This is a genomic window from Alteromonas naphthalenivorans, from assembly GCF_000213655.1.
GTDB classification, from domain to species: Bacteria; Pseudomonadota; Gammaproteobacteria; order Enterobacterales; family Alteromonadaceae; genus Alteromonas; species Alteromonas naphthalenivorans.
This window is the reverse complement of record NC_015554.1, coordinates 1,110,645-1,129,822: the sequence shown is the minus strand read 5'-3', so window position 1 is coordinate 1,129,822 and position 19,178 is coordinate 1,110,645. Positions and strand designations below refer to the sequence as shown.

Annotated in this window: 18 protein-coding genes; 7 read left to right on the top strand and 11 right to left on the bottom strand. The window is 43.9% G+C overall.

Translation table 11 applies throughout. The features are described from left to right. The first annotated feature begins 1 nt into the window (after nucleotide 1). The 3 genes from AMBT_RS04870 to AMBT_RS04860 all read left to right on the top strand — a co-directional run bounded on the left by AMBT_RS04870 (nucleotide 2) and on the right by AMBT_RS04860 (nucleotide 2,295). Entirely contained in the window at nucleotides 2-682 is a 681-nt protein-coding gene (locus AMBT_RS04870; protein ID WP_013783470.1) for an iron-containing redox enzyme family protein, read from the top strand. A gap of 43 nt (nucleotides 683-725) precedes the next feature. Further along, nucleotides 726-1,574 (top strand): SDR family oxidoreductase, encoded by an 849-nt coding sequence (locus tag AMBT_RS04865; RefSeq protein WP_148259076.1) that lies wholly within the window; start codon nucleotides 726-728, stop codon nucleotides 1,572-1,574. 136 nt (nucleotides 1,575-1,710) lie between these two features. Continuing rightward, entirely contained in the window at nucleotides 1,711-2,295 is a 585-nt protein-coding gene (locus tag AMBT_RS04860; protein WP_409513409.1) for a tetratricopeptide repeat protein, read from the top strand. Between the two features lie 222 nt (nucleotides 2,296-2,517). On the opposite strand, the gene AMBT_RS04855 is transcribed toward AMBT_RS04860, so the two are convergent. The 3 genes from AMBT_RS04855 to AMBT_RS04845 all read right to left on the bottom strand — a co-directional run bounded on the left by AMBT_RS04855 (nucleotide 2,518) and on the right by AMBT_RS04845 (nucleotide 7,268). Then, entirely contained in the window at nucleotides 2,518-3,948 is a 1,431-nt protein-coding gene (locus tag AMBT_RS04855) for an IS1182 family transposase (protein ID WP_013783467.1), read from the bottom strand. Nucleotides 3,949-4,284: 336 nt separating this feature from the next. Next, entirely contained in the window at nucleotides 4,285-6,327 is a 2,043-nt protein-coding gene (locus AMBT_RS04850) for an NADPH-dependent 2,4-dienoyl-CoA reductase (RefSeq protein WP_013783466.1), read from the bottom strand. A gap of 89 nt (nucleotides 6,328-6,416) precedes the next feature. After that, entirely contained in the window at nucleotides 6,417-7,268 is an 852-nt protein-coding gene (locus tag AMBT_RS04845) for a crotonase/enoyl-CoA hydratase family protein (RefSeq protein WP_041452776.1), read from the bottom strand. Nucleotides 7,269-7,407: 139 nt separating this feature from the next. Between AMBT_RS04845 and AMBT_RS04840 the strand changes: the two genes are divergently transcribed. Then, nucleotides 7,408-8,016 carry a TetR/AcrR family transcriptional regulator gene (locus AMBT_RS04840; protein ID WP_013783464.1) on the top strand — a complete coding sequence of 203 codons (609 nt, stop codon included), beginning with the start codon at nucleotides 7,408-7,410 and terminating at the stop codon, nucleotides 8,014-8,016. An 8-nt stretch (nucleotides 8,017-8,024) separates the two neighbouring features. Here AMBT_RS04840 and AMBT_RS04835 read toward each other — a convergent pair whose 3' ends face one another. Further along, a complete protein-coding gene (locus AMBT_RS04835) occupies nucleotides 8,025-9,671 on the bottom strand; it encodes a GMC family oxidoreductase (RefSeq protein ID WP_013783463.1) in 1,647 nt (548 codons plus the stop codon). A 293-nt stretch (nucleotides 9,672-9,964) separates the two neighbouring features. On the opposite strand from AMBT_RS04835, the gene AMBT_RS04830 reads away from it, so the two are divergent. Beyond that, complete coding sequence (locus tag AMBT_RS04830) at nucleotides 9,965-10,678, top strand: DUF1439 domain-containing protein (protein WP_013783462.1); 714 nt, start codon at nucleotides 9,965-9,967, stop codon at nucleotides 10,676-10,678. On the opposite strand, the gene AMBT_RS22820 is transcribed toward AMBT_RS04830, so the two are convergent. Genes AMBT_RS22820 through AMBT_RS04815 form a run of 4 tightly spaced genes read right to left on the bottom strand, consistent with a single transcriptional unit; the run spans nucleotide 10,675 to nucleotide 14,000 of the window. Next, nucleotides 10,675-11,475, bottom strand: a complete 801-nt coding sequence (locus AMBT_RS22820) for a WS/DGAT domain-containing protein (RefSeq protein ID WP_232363185.1) — start codon at nucleotides 11,473-11,475, stop codon at nucleotides 10,675-10,677. The two genes, AMBT_RS04830 and AMBT_RS22820, sit on opposite strands and share 4 nt — an antisense overlap. A gap of 11 nt (nucleotides 11,476-11,486) precedes the next feature. Next, nucleotides 11,487-12,113, bottom strand: a complete 627-nt coding sequence (locus AMBT_RS22815) for a wax ester/triacylglycerol synthase domain-containing protein (protein ID WP_232363184.1) — start codon at nucleotides 12,111-12,113, stop codon at nucleotides 11,487-11,489. Nucleotides 12,114-12,116: 3 nt separating this feature from the next. Further along, on the bottom strand, nucleotides 12,117-12,791 hold the full coding sequence (locus tag AMBT_RS04820; RefSeq protein WP_013783461.1) for a TetR/AcrR family transcriptional regulator: 675 nt from the start codon (nucleotides 12,789-12,791) through the stop codon (nucleotides 12,117-12,119). Continuing rightward, the gene (locus tag AMBT_RS04815; protein WP_013783460.1) at nucleotides 12,792-14,000 is read right to left on the bottom strand and encodes a DUF445 domain-containing protein; all 1,209 of its coding nucleotides are present in this window, start codon (nucleotides 13,998-14,000) and stop codon (nucleotides 12,792-12,794) included. 215 nt (nucleotides 14,001-14,215) lie between these two features. Between AMBT_RS04815 and AMBT_RS04810 the strand changes: the two genes are divergently transcribed. Further along, nucleotides 14,216-15,676 carry a DUF3336 domain-containing protein gene (locus AMBT_RS04810; protein WP_013783459.1) on the top strand — a complete coding sequence of 487 codons (1,461 nt, stop codon included), beginning with the start codon at nucleotides 14,216-14,218 and terminating at the stop codon, nucleotides 15,674-15,676. 59 nt (nucleotides 15,677-15,735) lie between these two features. Further along, complete coding sequence (locus tag AMBT_RS04805) at nucleotides 15,736-17,169, top strand: hypothetical protein (protein ID WP_013783458.1); 1,434 nt, start codon at nucleotides 15,736-15,738, stop codon at nucleotides 17,167-17,169. A 144-nt stretch (nucleotides 17,170-17,313) separates the two neighbouring features. Here AMBT_RS04805 and AMBT_RS04800 read toward each other — a convergent pair whose 3' ends face one another. The 3 genes from AMBT_RS04800 to AMBT_RS04790 all read right to left on the bottom strand — a co-directional run bounded on the left by AMBT_RS04800 (nucleotide 17,314) and on the right by AMBT_RS04790 (nucleotide 19,085). Then, nucleotides 17,314-18,081 (bottom strand): hypothetical protein, encoded by a 768-nt coding sequence (locus tag AMBT_RS04800; protein ID WP_049791748.1) that lies wholly within the window; start codon nucleotides 18,079-18,081, stop codon nucleotides 17,314-17,316. Between the two features lie 160 nt (nucleotides 18,082-18,241). Beyond that, nucleotides 18,242-18,601, bottom strand: coding sequence for a phasin-related domain-containing protein (locus AMBT_RS04795; protein ID WP_013783456.1), 360 nt, complete (start codon nucleotides 18,599-18,601; stop codon nucleotides 18,242-18,244). A 91-nt stretch (nucleotides 18,602-18,692) separates the two neighbouring features. Further along, nucleotides 18,693-19,085, bottom strand: a complete 393-nt coding sequence (locus AMBT_RS04790) for a VOC family protein (protein WP_013783455.1) — start codon at nucleotides 19,083-19,085, stop codon at nucleotides 18,693-18,695. Nucleotides 19,086-19,178: the final 93 nt, after the last annotated feature.

The window sequence follows — 19,178 nt, the reverse complement described above, 5'->3', positions numbered from 1 at the left end:
AGTGTCATTTTATCAACAACTTCAAGAAAGTACCGAGCAAGCTAGAAATGCGTTTTTACAAGTGCCAATAATTCAACGTTGTTTTAATAATGACTTTTCTCTTGATGATTATATCGCGTTCCTTCAACAGGCCTATCACCACGTTAAATTCACCGTCCCGCTTCTTATGGCTACTGGCGCGAAATTAACCGAAGACAAAGAATGGCTTCGCGAAGCAATTGGCGAATATATTGAAGAGGAAATGGGACACCAAGAGTGGATTTTAAACGACTTAGCAGCATGTGGGGTGGATAAGAACGAAGCTCGCTACGGCCAGCCTGCACCTGCTACTGAACTTATGGTTGCCTATGCGTTTGACGCCATTGCGCGTAAAAATCCACTTTATTTTTTTGGAATGGTGTTTGTACTGGAAGGCACAAGTATTGCGCTCGCTGATGCTACGGCAAAGCAAATCAAAGATAAGCTGTCGCTCCCCAAGTCAGCTTTCAAATATTTGACTTCACATGGTGCGCTTGACCAAGAGCATATAGTGTTCTTTGAGGGGTTAATGAACAAAATAGTCGCCCCGCAAGAGCAGGCCATGATCATACACAGCGCTAACATGTTTTATCGCTTGTATGGTGATATTTTTCGCGAACTTACGCCAGAACATGGTTTACGCCCCGTTGCACAAACTGCGTAACTTGTTGAACACTGTTTTAGGTAGGGATAACACAAGGTAAAGTATGATGAATATTCAATGGCAAAATCAAGTAATACTAGTAACAGGTGCCAGTGGTGGCATTGGACACGCCGTTGCTAAAGCATTTGATGAAAAAGGTGCGCACCTCATTCTAACTGGTAGAGATGAATTAAAGCTTAAACAGTTACAGCAGTCCCTCAAACACCAACATACTATTGTCGCTGCAGACATTTCGCACCATGTAGGTCGAGAAAAGCTTATTCACATTTGCGAACGTTTACCGGTAAGTATGCTGATTAACAATGCTGGTACAACCCATGTCGGTGAATTTACCAGTGCCCCTATTGAGTCAGTGGTGACAACTAACCTTTTGTCTCCCATGTTGCTTACCCAAGTTTTACTTCCCATTTTGGCGCAACGTCCTCATGCGCATGTCGTCAATGTTGGGTCAGCATTCGGTAGCATTGGTTTTGCCGCTCACAGTACTTATTGCGCGACGAAGTTTGCGCTTAAAGGTTGGAGTGAAGCCCTGCACCGCGAATATCACGACAGCAACATTCGGTTTCACTATTTGGCTCCAAGAGCGACCTCAACGGCAATAAATGACGAGAGAGCTGTTGCACTCAATAAAGCGCTGGGTAATCAAGTTGATACTCCAGAAGTTGTTGCACAAGCGCTTATTAAATTAGTAGAGCAAAACAAAACTCGCTTTAGCATCGGCTTTGCTGAGCGAATCTTTGCCAAATTGAATGGCATTCTTCCCACCATTGTAGATAACGCGTTGGCGAAAAAGCTACCCATTATTAAACACCACACATTCAGCAAAAGAGAGCAGAGTGCGTGCATAGACAACGCGCAAAATACTAACGAATTATCTAGTAAGTTGATTTAGTACCGGAGCGATCATGATGAAAAATTTAGCCTTTGTAACCCGAATTACTTTACTTACATTATCTCTGGGCTTTGTAAGTTACACATTTGCCCAAGATAACGTAAGACAGTCCGTAAACGAAGTATCAACCCCGTCGATGCAGCAAGAGATTCAGTCTCCTCTTTCCATACTTCAACACGAATGGGCTCATATCAACTATGAGTTGGAGGATAAGCAAAAAGAAAAAGCCTTTGTCACACTTATGGAAAAAGCGAAGCTTTTCGTTACTAAAAATCCCAACAATCCTGAGTTGATTATTTGGCAAGGCATTATTCAATCTAGCGCAGCAGGGGCTAAAGGCGGGTTAGGTGCACTCGAATACGCTAAAGCCGCGCGTAAAAGCTTTGAGCATGCTATGCGATTAGAAGAAAATGCCTTGGCAGGATCAGCCATGACAAGCCTCGGGGTACTTTATCATAAGCTACCGGGTTGGCCGATAAGCTTTGGCAATGACAAGAAAGCGGAGAAACTGTTAAAGCATGCCCTTGAAATCAACCCTAATGGCATTGATCCCAACTACTTTTACGCTGAATTTTTATATGACAATGGTAAGTACGACCAAGCACGAGCGTATGCAAAAAAAGCGAAACAAGCTCCTGCCAGAGCAGAACGCCCGCTTGCCGACTTGGGAAGAAAGCAAGAAATCTCTCGACTTGAAGATAAGTTAGCTCAAAAGAGCTAACGCTTTCATCGTCTAAATATTGCTCGTAATTTAAATGTTACGAGCTTACTTTCACTGTTACGAAAAAAGTTACTAACCGTTCTCAAAAAGAAAGCCTAAGGTGAAAATGTCCGGTTTACGTACAGGCCGTGTGAAAACTCATATTTATGATTGCTGCTTCAAATAGAACGATATAGTAATTCTGAGGGCACTAACATTTTTGGATAAGTGTCGCCACAACTCTCATGTCTTCATTGCAGATATGAGACCGCTAACGTCCATGATATTCATCATTCTTTTGAAGTTGTATGCCAAGACCTGCAAACTTACCTCTGTTTTTACATGTTTTAATGTTCTTGTCAGTAGTTGTTGCGTTCCTGCCCATTGCTTTATTGTACCAAAGGGATGCTCGACGGTTTGATGCCTCAATGTCATTGCGTTTGGCATGTTTTTATAAGCTTGTGCCACGCGTTCAACATGCTCCTCATCATCGAGTCTTCGGATCCGTCTTCCTGCTGGTGATGTTGTGCACCGCGATTTCATAGTACAACCTTTGCAGGTCATGACCGACATGTAAGCGCGTAGCGGTTTTCCTTTGTCAGTTGAAACAAAGCTAAACGGGATATCTTTGCCAGCAGGACATTCATAGACGTCTTTTTCTTTGTTATAGACAAAGTCTTCTTTGGTAAACAGTCCTTTTTTTCGATTAGCCGAAGTACGGATCTTCGGAACAATTGCAGTAACGCCTGCCTGATGAACAGTCTTAAAGCTCGTGCTGTCGTCATAACCTCTATCAGCAAGAATGGTAATGTCTTGTTTACCTAACGCTTGTTGCACATGCTGGCTCATCGGGACAAGCTGATGTCTGTCACTTGGGTTATTCGTCACGTAATGGGCAAGTATCAAGTGATGTTTGGTGTCGACAGCCGCTTGAATATTATAGCCAACTAATACGCCTTTATGCTTTAGTGCCATTCGCCTGCTGTCGGGGTCGGTATAGGAGATTTGTTTGTCGGGTAAGGTTTCCAATTCTTGCTGTATTGTTTTCTCGCTTACCAGACGCGCTTGCAGTTTAGCGAGCTTGCCTTTCACTTTTTCTGCGTCTTCAGTGCGGGACTGGCGGTCTGCTCTATCGAGCTCCATAAGATAATTGGCAATATCTTTTTCGGTTGTTTCGATACACGTCTTTATCAAACCACGTGAGTAGTTCTTAGCGATATTGTTAACCGCTTTGAATTTAGTGCCGTCAATAGCCACGATGGCATCCGTAAACATATTGAGTTCACGGCATATCAACACAAAGCGCTTACAGACTTGTTGTATCGCGTTGCCGTTGTCACGTCTGAAATCAGCAATCGTTTTAAAATCTGGGGTAAGACGCTCAACCAGCCACATCAACTCGACATTACGCTGCGTTTCTTTTTCTAAACGTCTGCTTGATTGAATGCGATTAAGATAACCATAAAGGTAAATCTTGAGCATGGTTGCCGGAGAATAGCTTGGCCTACCTGTTTTGGCTGGTTGGCAACGTGCAAAACCCAACTCAGATAAATCTAATGAATTGATAAACATATCGACTGCACGAATCGGATTATCTTCATGGATGTAGTCATCTAAAACTTCGGGGAACAGCGTGCTTTGTGTTCGGCTTTGGCCTTCGATAAATCTCGACATGTAATTGAAACCTATCAATTTTTTGATAGTTTATTGTACCAATTCAGATATCAATTGAGGATCGATACTTAAGACCGATTGATCATATAAAAAGACTGCTTAGACCAAAAGGTGATCAATAGTTTTCACACAGCCTGCGTACACAACCGCCGCATACCAAAATAGCCCCGAAAGGCTCTTACTGCGCTTAGCTACCTATAAAATACCACAGCAAATAAAAAAGCCTATTCCCGCAGGAATAGGCCTTTTAGACAATTATCAATGTTGGCATCTATATCAGGGTTAGTAAATATTAAGGTATCTTCCTAACCCTGCTGCAAAATCCCAAACATCAATTTAAACCGCAGCACACACTCGCGTACCTTGGTCGATAGCACGTTTTGCATCTAGTTCTAATGCTTCATCGGCACCACCAATTAGGTGATAAGGCATATTAAGCCCTTCAACGATGTCGCGCATCGGCTCTTGGCCAGCACAAATAATTACGTTATCGACAGGAAGTAGTTGGCTTTCACCATTAACAGTAATATGTAAGCCTTCATCGTCAATTTTGTCGTAGGTTACGCCTGGAATCATTTTAACCCCTTTCGCTAACAACCCTACGCGGTGAGCCCAGCCCGTGGTTTTACCTAAGCCAGCCCCCACTTTGTTGGTTTTACGTTGTAGCAAGAATATCTCGCGACTAGACGGCTCAGGCTGTGGCTTGACCCCTTCAATCCCTGAACGCGCGGTAAAGGTCATATCAATACCCCACTCTTTCATAAACGCAGGAATATCCTGGCTTGGGGTCGATTTACCGTGTGATAAGAACTCGGCCGTATCGAAGCCGATACCACCGGCCCCAATAATGGCTACGCGCTGCCCTACTGGCTTTTTCGCTTTAAGCACGTCTAAGTAGCTCATCACTTTTTCATGCTCAACGCCTTCAATGGCAGGCGTGCGCGGTTTAATACCGGTGGCCACCATCACTTCATCAAAGCCTTCGTCGTTAAGCATGGCTGCATCAACTCTGGTGTTTAGCTTTAACGTAATATTTTTATGCAGCTCAATTTGACGAGCAAAATAACGCAAGGTTTCATAAAACTCTTCTTTACCCGGAATTTGTTTCGCTACATTGAATTGACCACCAATTTCGTTAGCACTATCGTAAATTACTACGTCGTGACCACGCTGGGCAGACGTTACGGCTGACGCTAAACCTGCTGGCCCTGCCCCAACTACCGCAATGCGTTTTTTGGTGTCGGCCGGCACAATGTTAAGCTCTAACTCGTGACACGCACGAGGGTTAACTAAACAGCTGGTTAACTTGCCATTAAATACATGGTCAAGGCAGGCTTGGTTACAGCCAATACAGGTGTTTATTTCGTCTGCGCGATTTTGCTGCGCTTTACGTACAAAATCCGAATCGGCCAAGAAAGGGCGTGCCATCGACACCATGTCGGCATCGCCGCGCGCCAACACTTCTTCCGCCACTTCCGGTGTATTAATTCTGTTTGACGTTATCACCGGAATGCTCAAGGCTTCACGGAACTTCGCTGTTACCCAGGTAAAAGCGGCTCTGGGTACTTTTGTCGCAATAGTAGGAATTCGGGCTTCATGCCAACCAATACCGGTATTGATGATAGTTGCACCGGCTTTTTCAATCTCTTTACCTAGCTGAACCACTTCTTCGTAGTTTGAGCCACCTTCAACAAGGTCTAGCATTGATAAACGGTAAATAATAATGAAGTGTTTACCCACTGCTTCGCGTACTCGACGAACCACTTCAATAGGTAGGCGGATACGGTTTTCATATTCGCCGCCCCAGTCATCATCTCTATGGTTGGTGCGCTTAGCAATAAATTGGTTTAAGAAGTAACCTTCAGAGCCCATAATTTCAACGCCATCGTAACCAGCACGCTGTGCTTGAGTGGCTGAAAATACAAAATCTTTAATTTGCTGTTCTATTTCGTCGTCTTCTAATGCCTTTGGCTTGAACGGATTAATGGGCGCTTGCACTGCAGAAGGCGCCACCAATTTATCGCTATAAGCATAACGACCGGTATGCAATATTTGCATACAAATTTTACCACCCGCAATATGCACGGCATCGGTCACTTCTTTATGGTGATTGATAGCTTCGTCTGTATCTAGTCGGCGAGTTGAAGGATGGGTTGAGCCTTCTTCGTTCGGCCCAATACCGCCGGTAACAATAAGGGCGACACCGCCTCTGGCACGCTCTGCATAAAACGCCGCCATGTGCTTATGGCCTTTTGGCATTTCTTCTAAGCCAGTGTGCATAGAACCCATTAACACACGGTTTTTAAGCTGGGTAAAACCTAAATCTAACGGGCGAAATAAACTTGGGTATACAGGATGATCGGTAACGGTCGTATTCATCATAAATCCTTAACTAGTGCCTGTTTCTTAATGCTTCTATATTCTGTTTTTACAGCGTATTTCTTGTAGGCTATTCGGTTGCCTGCACGCTAGTCTTTCATCTTATTTACTGCGCCATGAAGTGGCTCAAAATCAGGAAGCGATTGGGTTTTCTGTGCTTCCATGGCTTTCATCACATCTTCCATTTGGAACATGCCTGCCTGCCACGTTGCCATGTAAGTTAAGCTCTCAGCAATAGTGTGCTCGGTAGCGTAATTAATCATGGTTTTAGTGCCAGCTACCGCAACGGGAGAATTCATCGCGATAGACTGCGCTAACTTAGTCACTTCGCTAAGCATGATATCTTGATCATCAAATACCTTATTCACGAAGCCTAACTGCTGGGCTTCTTGGGCGCCAAAATTACGGCCGGTATACGCCAACTCTTTCACAACACCAATAGGGATAAGCTTAGGTAAACGTTGTAATGTGCCTACATCGGCGGTCATGCCTAATTGCGTTTCTTTAATGGTAAAGAAAGCATCACTGGTGCAATAACGCATGTCACAGGCGCTAAGTAAATCTACTGCGCCGCCAATGGCACCGCCCTGTACTGCTCCAATCACCGGCATACGGGCTTGTTCTATCGCGGTAAAGCTATCTTGTAATAGCATCACCATACGGCGCATGCGCTCTGCGCGACGTGATGGGTCGCCTTTAAAGTCTTTCGCCATATTCAGAAATACCGACAAGTCCATGCCAGCTGAAAAATGCTTTCCGGTAGAAGAAATGATAATAACGCGGGCGGTGCCCTCGTCGTCTATCGCGCGAATGGCGGCGGGGAATTCTGTCCAAAAGGCAGGATTCATGCTGTTCATGGCTTCTGGCCTGTTTAACACGACCTTTGCAATATACCCTTCTTGTATCACTTCAAGGGTAGAATACGGGTTTTCTTGCGGCATTGACTCGGCTTCCACTTCACTCTCCTGTTAACATTTTTGCAAACTAGACGGCGTCAAGATAAAATGCAATGTTGACACTGTCAAGATAAAACGTTATCTATTCGTCTCAACCATAAAATAGGGTTTGGTTTACACCAGTATGACAAACGCAGCACAAACTTATCATCATGGCGATTTGCGCACCGCTTTATTAGAAGCGGCGACGAAACGGGTGGCAGAATTCGGTATAGACAGCTTATCACTTAGAAAGCTTGCGGAAGATGCTGGTGTGTCGCGAACCGCGCCCTATCATCACTTTAAAGATAAAAGCGCCTTGTTAAGCGCCATTGCGGCCAAAGGTTTTAGCCAGTGGCATACCAACGCCAAGCGAATTTTCGAACAACACGACGTGACACCACAAGCGCGGTTTCGTCAGTTTATTCATGAGTATATAGGCTACGCAGCGGACAACCCGCAAATGTATGAGCTGATGTTTGGTCGTACTATTTGGCACGACAATGGCGCAACACAAGGGCTAAAAGAAGTGGCTTACCCTTGCTTTCAGTTCCAAGTAGATATGACAAAATACTGGCAGCAAACAGGCCTACTACCAGCAGGGCAAGACGCACTTCGCATGGCTCAGGTAACATGGGGCACCTTGCATGGTATTGCACGGTTATTAATTGATGGGATATATGCTGATCGCAGCCACATTGATGAAATGTGTGACTGCGCCGCCGATTTGTTCATGCAAGTATCGAAAAGCTAAGACATCAGTTAAATGGGCGCAGTAAGCCCTTCATGCTCAGCTTTAATAAAATCTACCGCTCGTTCTGCAATCATGATGGTAGGCGCGTTGGTATTTCCGCCAATAAGGCTTGGCATCACAGAGGCATCTACCACACGCAGGCCTTTTACGCCGCGCACTTTAAGCTGATTGTCGACCACGGCCATAGGGTCGTCGTCACTCCCCATTTTACAAGTACCGATAGGATGATAAATGGTTTCAGCCCGCTCCCTTAGAAACTCAAGAAGCGCTTCATCAGACTCAGCATCAGTGCCTGGATGCAGTTCACTGCCTTCAAATTTATCAAACGTAGGTGCAGCTAACAGCTTTCTTGCCATTCGTATGCCTTCAATCATTACTTGTCTATCTTCAGGTTCCGTGAGGTAACCTGGATCGATAAGCGGGTGATCGGCAGGATGGCTGCTTTGCAGCGTAATACTGCCCCTGCTTTTAGGGTACAAACAACACACATGCACGCCGTACCCATAACCAAAGGCAAACTTTCGCCCGTGATCATCTAATATAGCGGGCAAGAAATGAAATTGAATGTCTGGGCCTCGGGTAGCAAGGCTTGAACTTACAAAACCACCCGCTTCAGCCACATTAGAAGAATAAATTCCCTTACGGTGAAAAAGATAATCGTACGAGGCCTTTAGGTAAGAGGGTAATGCACCAGCAGCAATCGCATAACCTTCTCGTGCTTTACAGGTAAATTGAACAATAGCGTCTAGGTGGTCTTGTAAATTTTGCCCCACCCCTGGCAGGTCATTCATGACATAAATGCCTTTGTCTTCCAATTCGTTTCTTGGCCCGATACCGGAAAGCATAAGTAGTTGGGGAGAGTTGATAGCGCCGCCGCAGAGTATTACTTCGCTATTAGCCGCTTCACGGTTAATAGAATACCGCGCAATTTTGCCTTTTTCTCGTACTTGCACGCCAATGGCTCTGTTGTCGTCAAATAGTACTTTTTCCGCGGCCACACCGGTAAGTACAGTAAGATTATTGCGGTGAAGTGCTTGGCTTAAATAGCCTTTTGCGGTTGAGCAGCGCTGTCCGTTGACTTGGGTAACATGATAATAGCCAATGCCTTCACGTATATCGCGGTTGAAATCATCTACAACATTAAAATCTGCGTGGCTTGCGGCTTCAACGAAAGCATCGGAAAGCACACTGGTGTGCTTAAGTTGAGAAACATGCAGCGGCCCACCTTCTCCATGAAACTCGTCTTCACCTTTGAAGAAGTTTTCAGAGCGCTTGAAGTAAGGTAGTACGTCCTCAAAACCCCAGCCAGCTGCGCCCTGCTCTACCCAATAATCGTAGTCTTCTTTTTGACCACGAATGTAACACATAGCATTAACGGAACTGCTGCCGCCTAGTGTTTTTCCTCGAGGCCAAAATAGCTCACGATCGTATAGTTCTTTTTGTGGTGCGGTATGATACCCCCACCCTATGCCTTCAAATCGGCTTAATAGCGATAAACCAAAAGGAATATGAATAAGCGGGTTAGTGTCTTTCGTACCGGCTTCTAGCATAAGAATTTTCAGAGCTGGGTTTTCAGATAATCGTGCCGCTAATACCGCACCTGCAGACCCACCACCTACGATGATATAGTCATACTTACCCTGAATCTCATTCATGCATTGCTCCAAAACACGTTTACGCGGTGAAATACTCAGTTAATGCCTGTATTACTATGCAATTACGAATTGTAGGCGCATGACTGAGCTGTGCCGACTCTTATTATTAGATGCTTAGTATTAGTCACTTATTGTCAAAAATAAAATGATATGCAGCATTGTGGTAAGACCAGACTATCAAAATAAACAGCCCATCCAAAAGTGATATGTTATATATTTTAAAAACTGTTTTATGTATAACGAGTTAAGTCCATCACACCCCGTTTAAGTAAATAAACGCATAGCATGAAAAAATGAAACTAGGTTTACGCGACAAAGGTATGCTTCTTATTTCCCAGCTTTTAATCAAGCTAGGAAGGCTTCGCTACGACCAGTTTTCAGCCGATGAGCTCAATGTTTTATTGTCTGAAAATCTGCCTCAATCGTTCCCCTTAGCCATACCCGCAGGCCAAGCACATGTGGCGGTAAACAGTGGTAAATTGACCTTTAATGCCCCAGACAACCGCCTATGCATTCAATTATTAGCGTCAATAACCATTAACGTTGCTGAAACGACCATTTACCGTGCCCACCTTATCATTACGCTAAGTGCCTCACCGGATTACAACAAACATGAATCTACCCTTTATTTTACCGAGAAGCAGGTAGACAACATTATTATGGTGAACGACGACTACGCCTTATTAAAAGACACCCAATTTTTACTTTCTCGCTTTGTACCCGGTAATTTAGATTCGCTGTTGGGTCGCTCGTTAAAAAATATATTATCACTGGTAACCGTGGGTACTTCCGACCAAGCGGTAGAATATTTGAAGCTATATTTAAGCGGCTCGAAACAAGCTGTACTTGATTTCCATAAGCCTCAAATTGAAAAAGCCATATTGGATAAAATGGCTACACTTCCTCTTCACCATATAATGCGCGAAGATCAATGGCGGGAAGTACTTTTTGCACGCTATGGAAAAACAGTTAGGGTCGAACCATCTTCGCTTCGGTTCTATTTTTAGTGTTCGCTAACAATCGACACAGGCACCGACTCTTCATGTTCCCCTATATCAGTAATGCGCAGCCGAGGGTTATCTATGCATGCCTCCAACATCTCGAAAGCTTCTTGCACATAACCGGCTAACGGCTTCAGTGTACTTATATTTTTGTTGCAGCAAACAATACCTACATTGGCCACCCCTGCGTAGGTCATCAATGTGATATTTACCCCGCCGCCTGGGGTCATGGTGGAAATGGGATAACAGGCAAGTAACTTACTGTCTTTTAAATACCGCGTATCTCGTGGGCCAGGTATGTTCGATACCAAAATATTAGCGATAGGTTTAACCACATTGGAAATTTTAAGCCATTCAAATACCAAGGCTAAAGATTGGATCACGATGGTGTAGCCACTAAAGGAAGCTGGGCGGGCTCGCATCGCGGCATGTTTTACGATTCTATGGTTAATAATAATCTGGCGTAAACGAAGATAAGGGTCTTGATCGCCATGGGCTAGCTGTACCGGCACAATAGCAATTTTATTGCCTGTGGTTTTCTCTCCCGGTTTTCGAAGGTTTATAGGCATATTGGTATACAGTGCTTTTTTAAAAACCTGACCATGATCCTGAAGTAACCGGTGAACCCCAATATCAAAAGCGCACAGAAGAATGTCATTGGCTGATGCTCGCGTGCGTCTAGCTAAGGCTTTTACCCGTTTAAAATCGATATCTGTGGTAGTGACTACCCTTCCCGCTTCCACCTGCCCCGTTAGCACGGTTTTCGTGCCTGAAAAAGGCACAGGCATGTAATGGGGATTCACTCTCAACAGTTTTAAAAAATGCGTATTAAAATGATAAGTAAATCGAAGCCCGTTTTTATGGCGCTTCCTACACTCACTAAGCGTTTGTAGAAACTGGTGGAATCATTGCGTTTATGACGGAGTCGTTTCACCGCCCAAATAGGCGTGAATTCAGAATTATTGGAAGCAGAAACATAACAAGATTGAAACCACCTTACTAAGGTCGCGCCATCGCCATACATATGGTGTACCTTGGCGTAAATGGCATAAGTACTACTGTTAGTATCGAAGATGAAATGGTATTGCCACAGAGGTTTATCAGGGTCTAATCGTGCAGCGTGCAATTGCGCAACAAAATCATCTAGATTCTGTCGGTCACTCACATCGTCAATGTGATGCAATTGAACATGATAATCCATGTTCAGATGTTTCACTGGCGAAAGCCCTACCGGATAGCCTAGCACGGTTTTTACAACGCAATTAAACGGTGACGTCCCTTTTGCAAACCCTTTAATTTCATTATAAATAGCAGGTACATATTCAGGGCTTTTCGCGCCTTCGGGCATCTCTAGTAGCTGAAGACATCCAACATGTTTAGGGTTGTCGTCGGATTCCGTTATCCAAAAGGACTTATCAAGAAAACTAAGTGTTTTACTCATCGACTATTCCTTTGTATTAAACATATCCTGTGGCACATGCTCTGTGACATTGGCTAATGCATGTGAATGCAACGCCTCTAAAATACTGTTTTGTTGTGCTTCACTGAGTATTAATCGTGGAAGTAAGCTCACCATCATGAGCGACAGCGCATGATAACGCTGAGATGTTTCATCCATATGGCTGTTAGTTTCATCAAATTGACAAGACTGAGTAATGATGAGGCTAAGCAAATCTGCCAGCAACGTCAGATCTGAAGGTGATGCGACCAATACCTTCTTATGGCTTAATGTAGTCAGTAATTGAGAAAGCTGCTTGTGTAAACTTGAAAGAATATTTTTACGGGGCTTTTCAATTAACGGATATTTTTCAACAATATCCGCTGGGCTTCGATAAAAAAACCGAAATACGTGCAAGCTGTCTACCAGCAGATACAAGTAATACATTACCTCTTCGGCGGTAAGCGAATCTAAAGCGTTGGGTACCAGCACACGCTGCATTTGCTTTTCATGCATACGCATAAGCGCACTCACCATGCTTTCTTTGCCCTTGAAGTGGTAATACAAATTGCCGGGACTAATATCTAACTCCATGGCTATGTCTACACTGGTAACACCATTCTCGCCATGCCGATTAAACAGGGTGAGCGCCGTCAGTAAAATCCGCTGCGATGTCTTCATTTACAAAAACACCAAATATAATTGCGCGAAGCCAGCGAGTAGGCCTAATAAGGCACCTGTGACGATGAGCTTCCACTCGTCTTGTTGATAAGCGGGGCGTAACACCCCTTCAAACTCTTCAGCGCTTAAGGCTTGCATTCGTTCGCATAAATCTTGGCCGACGTGCAAAGCATCGTTAGCGTAATCATAGGCATACAACAGATATTTATCAGAGTTATCAAATATCTGCTTTACCGCCAACGCTTTCATCCTATGATAGTTTTCAGACCCCACACCTAGGGCAAAGTATGGCTGAGTAATAGCGACATAGCGCTCTATAGCATCGTTAACGTGTAGCTCTATAAGCTCCAGGAGTTGAGCTGAACCAGAGCCATGCAATATAACGTGGGTGATGTTTTTAGGCGTGATCAACTTTTGCTCAATAATCTCGGCGTACACCTCAGACACTTCTTTTTGCCGTTTAAGAAACATCCCTTGTATGGTGATTGGGCCAAATTTAACGGGGCGTTTAGGCTCAAATATAATTTTTATCGCAATCCAATTTGTTGCGTAGCCCACTAAAAGCCCACCGAGGGGTAGAATCCACCAGTTTTGAAAGAAGTACCATAAAATCATGGTGGGTAGCCCGAACAGGAAACCAAAATAGAAACCTGAGCGCACAATAAAGGGAAACTCTTTACTACCTGCGGTAAGAAAAATTTCATTAATTAACGAAGGTGAATTTACCAGTTGCTCAACCACAAGTTCTTTTATGTCGAGAATTTCAGCTACATTGTGCTGAAAGTCATCCACCATCTTGTGAACCACATTGGGAATATCATTTTCGATACGTTGATATACAAGGTTTTTTCCTTGCACGGGAAGCGCTGCCCACAATTGAGGGGCAGACTCAGACATAACGTCGTTAACGACTTTGCGGGTAACTTGCCCAAGCCGTCGTTCTATTGCTTTGGTGAGATCGCTAGGGTCGATACGCTGTGCGAGCTCTTCAACGCTCAACAACTTGCCTAAAACAAGCTCTACTTCAATTTCCGCCATTTGTCTGCGCTTGGCAGGAATTAAACCCTTCCAACCAAATATGGGCTTGATCCCGACAAACTCGATGGGATAAAACATCATCTTTACCGCGAGGTAATTCGTTAACCAGCCAACCAGAGCGCTTATCAGCGGAATTGACAGCAAACTCAGTGTTTCTAAATTCCATTCCATATGGCGAACAACTTGCTCGAATTATTTTTCTTCTCTTTCAGGCTACTGAGTGCTTACGAATTGGTCAATGTTTTATCTCTAAATGCACCAAGGTTTGTGAAATTTATTAGATTACATCAAATAAAACCCTCTTAATTTTGATTAATTTTTGTTAGGTAGCGCATTCTAAATTTCCTTTGTACACTTTTTGTATGCTCACTTGAGACACTGAAAATATGGCTTTATTTGACTTACGTTTAAAAAAATTAGACCAAGACATTGCCCATGCTTCAAGCTATCAAGCGTACCAAGAAGCTTGCTTATCGCATGACGAAATTTCCGGTGCAGAAGCGTGGAAAGCCGATGATGCATCAGATGATTACGACTACATACTTATTCAGAAACGGGTACAACGCCTGAAAATTGCCAGAGGCAATGGCGACATGCATGCGCTTATGTCAATTATTCATGAAGGCTTGCATGGGAATTTAGGCAATATTGCAAACCCGGCTATACGCCGCAAATGCAAGATGGGCACTAAATATCTTATCGTGCAATTCATTGAAGAGGTGAAGCTAGCACTTGATCAGATTTACCAAGCGAATGAAGACGACGTAGACTTTTACGAGAAACTGTCATTTTTTGAAGAAACCGCCCATGCATTCGGGCGCAGCTGTCTCATGTTATCGGGAGGAGCTGGGTTGGGGTTCTTTCATTGCGGGGTGGTAAAGTCGCTAAATGAGAAAGAGCTGTTACCTTCTGTTGTATCAGGCGCAAGTGCGGGTTCTATTATTGCAGCCTTGGTAGGCACACGTACTCATGATGAACTACTCGATGCATTAAGCGCTGAAAATATTTATGAAACCTTCAAAAAATGGCGAAGTTGGGCGGGCTTTGGCAAAAATAGTTTATTTGATAGCACTGCGTTAGAGAATGCGTTAATCAGCCTTTTTGACTTGACCACCTTTGAAGAAGCGTATAAAAAGACCCGTCGCCATGTAACCGTAACCGTATCGCCTGCAGATTTACACCAGCATTCTAGGCTACTAAATGCCAAAACTTCGCCTAACGCCATTATCACCCAAGCGGTAAGAGCGTCTTGTGCCGTGCCAGTAGTATTTAGCCCTGTACAACTTCGCGCTAAAACACCTGCAGGTGATATCGTTCCCTATATTCCTAACCGACGTTTCGCTGACGGCTCGCTAATGGCCGACTTACCCTTTGATAGGCTTGCTAGGTTGTACGGTGTTAACCATAGTATTGTTAGCCAAACCAATCCACTCGCCGTGCCCTTCATCCAATCTGCGCGTATCAATCCTCAATCACTGTGGGGGTTATCAACGCGTCACGTGGGGCAGCTATTAAAAAGTAACAGTATTTTTGCCATCGATATTATTGAAAATATGACTGACAATAAAGGTGCTAAACTTACTATTCATAAAGTGAAGTCTATTATCGATCAACAATATGTAGGAAACATAAACATTCTCCCCAAACAACAAATTCGTAATTTGACACAAGTTATTGCTAATCCAAGCCTTGAAAGTATAAATGCGCTCATAGTGAGCGGAGAAAAATCAACTTGGCCACAGCTCGATGTTATTGAAAAAAATACCAAAATTAGCGAAAGTTTGCGGTATTATCTTGGTAAATTGAAACAAAGAGAAGCGGTTGAATTAGGACACAGTGCCTATTAACCCACCCAACGCAGGAATTTGACTGTGATTGGGGTTGAAAACATACACAAAGGATATCGGTGAGCGCACAAATTCAAAGCCCTGACAGCATCTACACGCAGCAAGTAAAACAACTAATAAACATGGTGTACCCGCAAGAGGTTGGCTATGGCTCAGTCTTTGAAGATGCGAAACATTTTTTTTCGTTAACCCCTGAGCTAGAAGCCCATGTTGAGGAGTTGAAGGTACAGCTAAAAAAAGCGAAAGCTTCAACTAAGAAAGAAGTTCTTGTAGATCAGCTCAAAAAACAAATCAAAAACTCTAGTCAAAAGCTTGAAGAGGAACGCTTGGCGCGGCTTACTCGAATTGATGAAGTGAGCACTAAGCTTATCAAGCTATGCGAGGGAGATAGCTGGCAAGAAACTCAGCAGCTAAGTGCAAAGTTTCTTGGCACTTTAATGTTGCTTACCCAAGGCCCAGAAGGTAAATTTGCCCGCATTCACCAGCGCTTTAAGCCTTTGTATAAAGCCGTTTTAGTATTAAGACTTACTGATAAGTTACTTGATCACGACACCATTGCGCACAAGTACCTTTCAAAATATCGTGATGCGATTTCTCGGATGCGTGGTAACCGCTATTGGCGCGAAAAGTGGCGTATAGAATTAGGGCGACCATTAATTACTGCCTCTTTGCTACAAGATGTAGGCTTACAAAGCCCCGCCGCATTAACGATATTACGTGGCGCAGACAATAAGTTGGATGAATTCCGATTACTAGAAGAATTTCAGCGAAAAGACTTGTTGAAGCTTAACTATCACTTCACCATGAAATACCTTACTGAAGGGTTAGGCATTCCAGCCTATGTGGGAAACGTGAAAGAAGAACGTGACCGATTTGTGCAGACCCACAATGAGGCCAATGACTTTGTTAGCCAGTTGGTAAAAGATGCCTTTGTGTCTAAAACTGGTTTAGGTGAGCTAATTAAAATACCGCAAATTTATGCGTCTGTGATTTTTTCAACTAAAAACGATTACAGCCGTAAAAACCTGCCTAAAGGCTACTTACTTATAGAGCAGCTATCTAAAAAAGGCGCGTTAAATAAAAAGCTCGCGGAGGATTTTATTGACTTGGTCGGTTACTTCCCGCAAGGCTTCGGCATTACTTTCATTCCTGTTAATGAAAACGGCCAAGAAAAAGACCAATATGAATGTGCGGTGGTGATAGGATTAAATCCAACTAAACCTGGCGAGCCAATTTGCAAAGTAACCACGCGCAATCAAAAGCATATCAGCAGCGGTCATATCGAAGTTATTGAGAAAGGCAGAAACCTTTATTTCCCAGTTAGCAGAAAGAAGCTAATGAATGTTGATAAAGCGCGCTTGAAAGAAATCATGAGCCAGCTTTCCAGTAATTTCACCCCAGACGCAGTAGATGACTTAATCCCCAGCTTTTGGGAGCCCCACGACTATTTTAGTTTTAAGAAGCACCAAAATCTGTGGAGCAAGACGAACTAGGCCCGTGTCTATGTTTTAACGCCCGTGGCGATGCAACGCCTGTGGCTAAACACTAACATCGCTATCAAACGCGACTATAAAAGAAGAGAGTGCCCTACTCTCTTTTTTTGCGCCTAATGGTGTAGCCAGTAAGGTGCTAAAGGTTTACGAGTCGCCATCTGCCTTGCTGTCACCGTTGGTTTTCGTCGCAGTAGACGTACCGCTACTTGATGTTGAAGACTTCGTCGCTTGGGGCTTAGTTCCTGAAGCCTTAGCGGCAGTCGTTTTAGTCGCTGCTGGCTTCGATGCAGCGGAAGTCGTAGTGGTTGATTTCGCAACGGCAGGTGTTTTTGCCGAAGTCGATTTACTAGCCGTAGTGGTTTTACTAGCCGTAGAGGTTTTACTAGCCGCTTTGGTTGCCGCAGCGGTCGTTTTGGTGGCAGGTTTTGAGGCTGCTTTAGGTGTCGCTTTAGCCGTGGGTTTTAGTGTCGTTTTTGAAGCAGCCTTAGCTGTCGACTTTGGGGCCGCTTTTACCGGGGCTTTTGCAGGTGTTTTTGTTGGCGTTTGGGCTTTCTCTGCCGCTCGTTTCGCGGCAAGCAATGCGACTTGCTCTACCAGTAAATCAACTTTTGCGGAAAGTAACGCTATTTGATGCTCTCTTTCAACCCGTGCTTTCCCACCAGAAAGTAAACTAAACAGTGGCGTAGACATCACCAACTGTTGTGCGCTATCAACTAATGAAACTGGGTTAAATCGACGTTTCAACTCACCTTCTACTTCAGCGCCCTTGCGCTGCATAGCCTCAATTGAGGAGTGAGTATCATCAATTTTTTTACTTACTGTACTAGCTGTACTTTCAAGTTGCGCTGATATTAAATCAGAACCCGCTGTAAGCCATCCAAATAGTGGTGATGATTTGTGATTATTAGGCATGTAACCTCCCGCTTCAAAACGAATAGGGCAAGGTAGTTATTACGTTCTATTAGTATCAGTATTAGCACCAGCATTGGCACTAATACCTTTGTAAGTAACAGGACTACAAAAAACGACAGCAACTACCTTGCTAAAAAATAGCAACAATAAAACTTAAGTGCTATTTATTCGCCGCTAGCTTAGCTACGGCTTCCGTCAACGCATCAATTTTTGCTGAAAGCTCTTCAATACGATGATCGGCGGGGTCGGTATCTAAGCCCAGTTTTTTACGTACATCTGCCACACGGTTTTCAACATCATTGGTGGTCGACTTAAACTTACTACGCGCATCGTCTTCTAGCGTTTCACCTTTGATTACTAAGTCATCAAACATTTTGTTCGCGTCTTCACTTAGCTTTTCGTAACGACCTTGTGCTTCTTCTACGCTTTTTCCGTACGCGCCAAGCCCTGCTAGCCAAATTTTGCGAGCCATGTCTTCTGCTTCGTTAATTTTACCTTTAATGGTATCAGTGGTTGTCATCGTCAGCTCCTGTGAATGTTCGATTACAGAATCACTATACAAAGTACAATTAGAAACCGCATACTAATAAAAAAACAAAACCGTAAAAAGTTTACGCTTGGGAATGAAACCCAATCATATTCCCTTCTGTATCAATGGCTAACGCAATAAATCCATATTCACCAATCGCCATTTTTTCTTTCTCAAGAACGCCTCCTGCGTCAACTACCCTACCCGCTTCAACGGCGCAGTCCTCACATGCAAAATAGACTAAGGTGCTATTTTTACCTACTGGGGCACCCTCCATATGAACTAATGCACCACTGGCGCCATAGTGTTCCATGTCAGAGGGGAACGTCATCATACTGAATGCGCCTTGAGATTTATCTGCTGAGGGGTCTTCCAGTGCTTCCAAGGAAACCGTCAGCACGCTTTCGTAGAAAGCCTGCGCGCGAGGCATGTCTTCAACATAAATTTCAAACCAACCAACGGGATTACTGTTCATAGCATGTTTCCTTTTAGTGTTAACAAATGCCAAATGTAAAAACAGGCAGATGCTGAAGCATTTGCCTGTTCGTTATGTCAGTAAAACATAGTG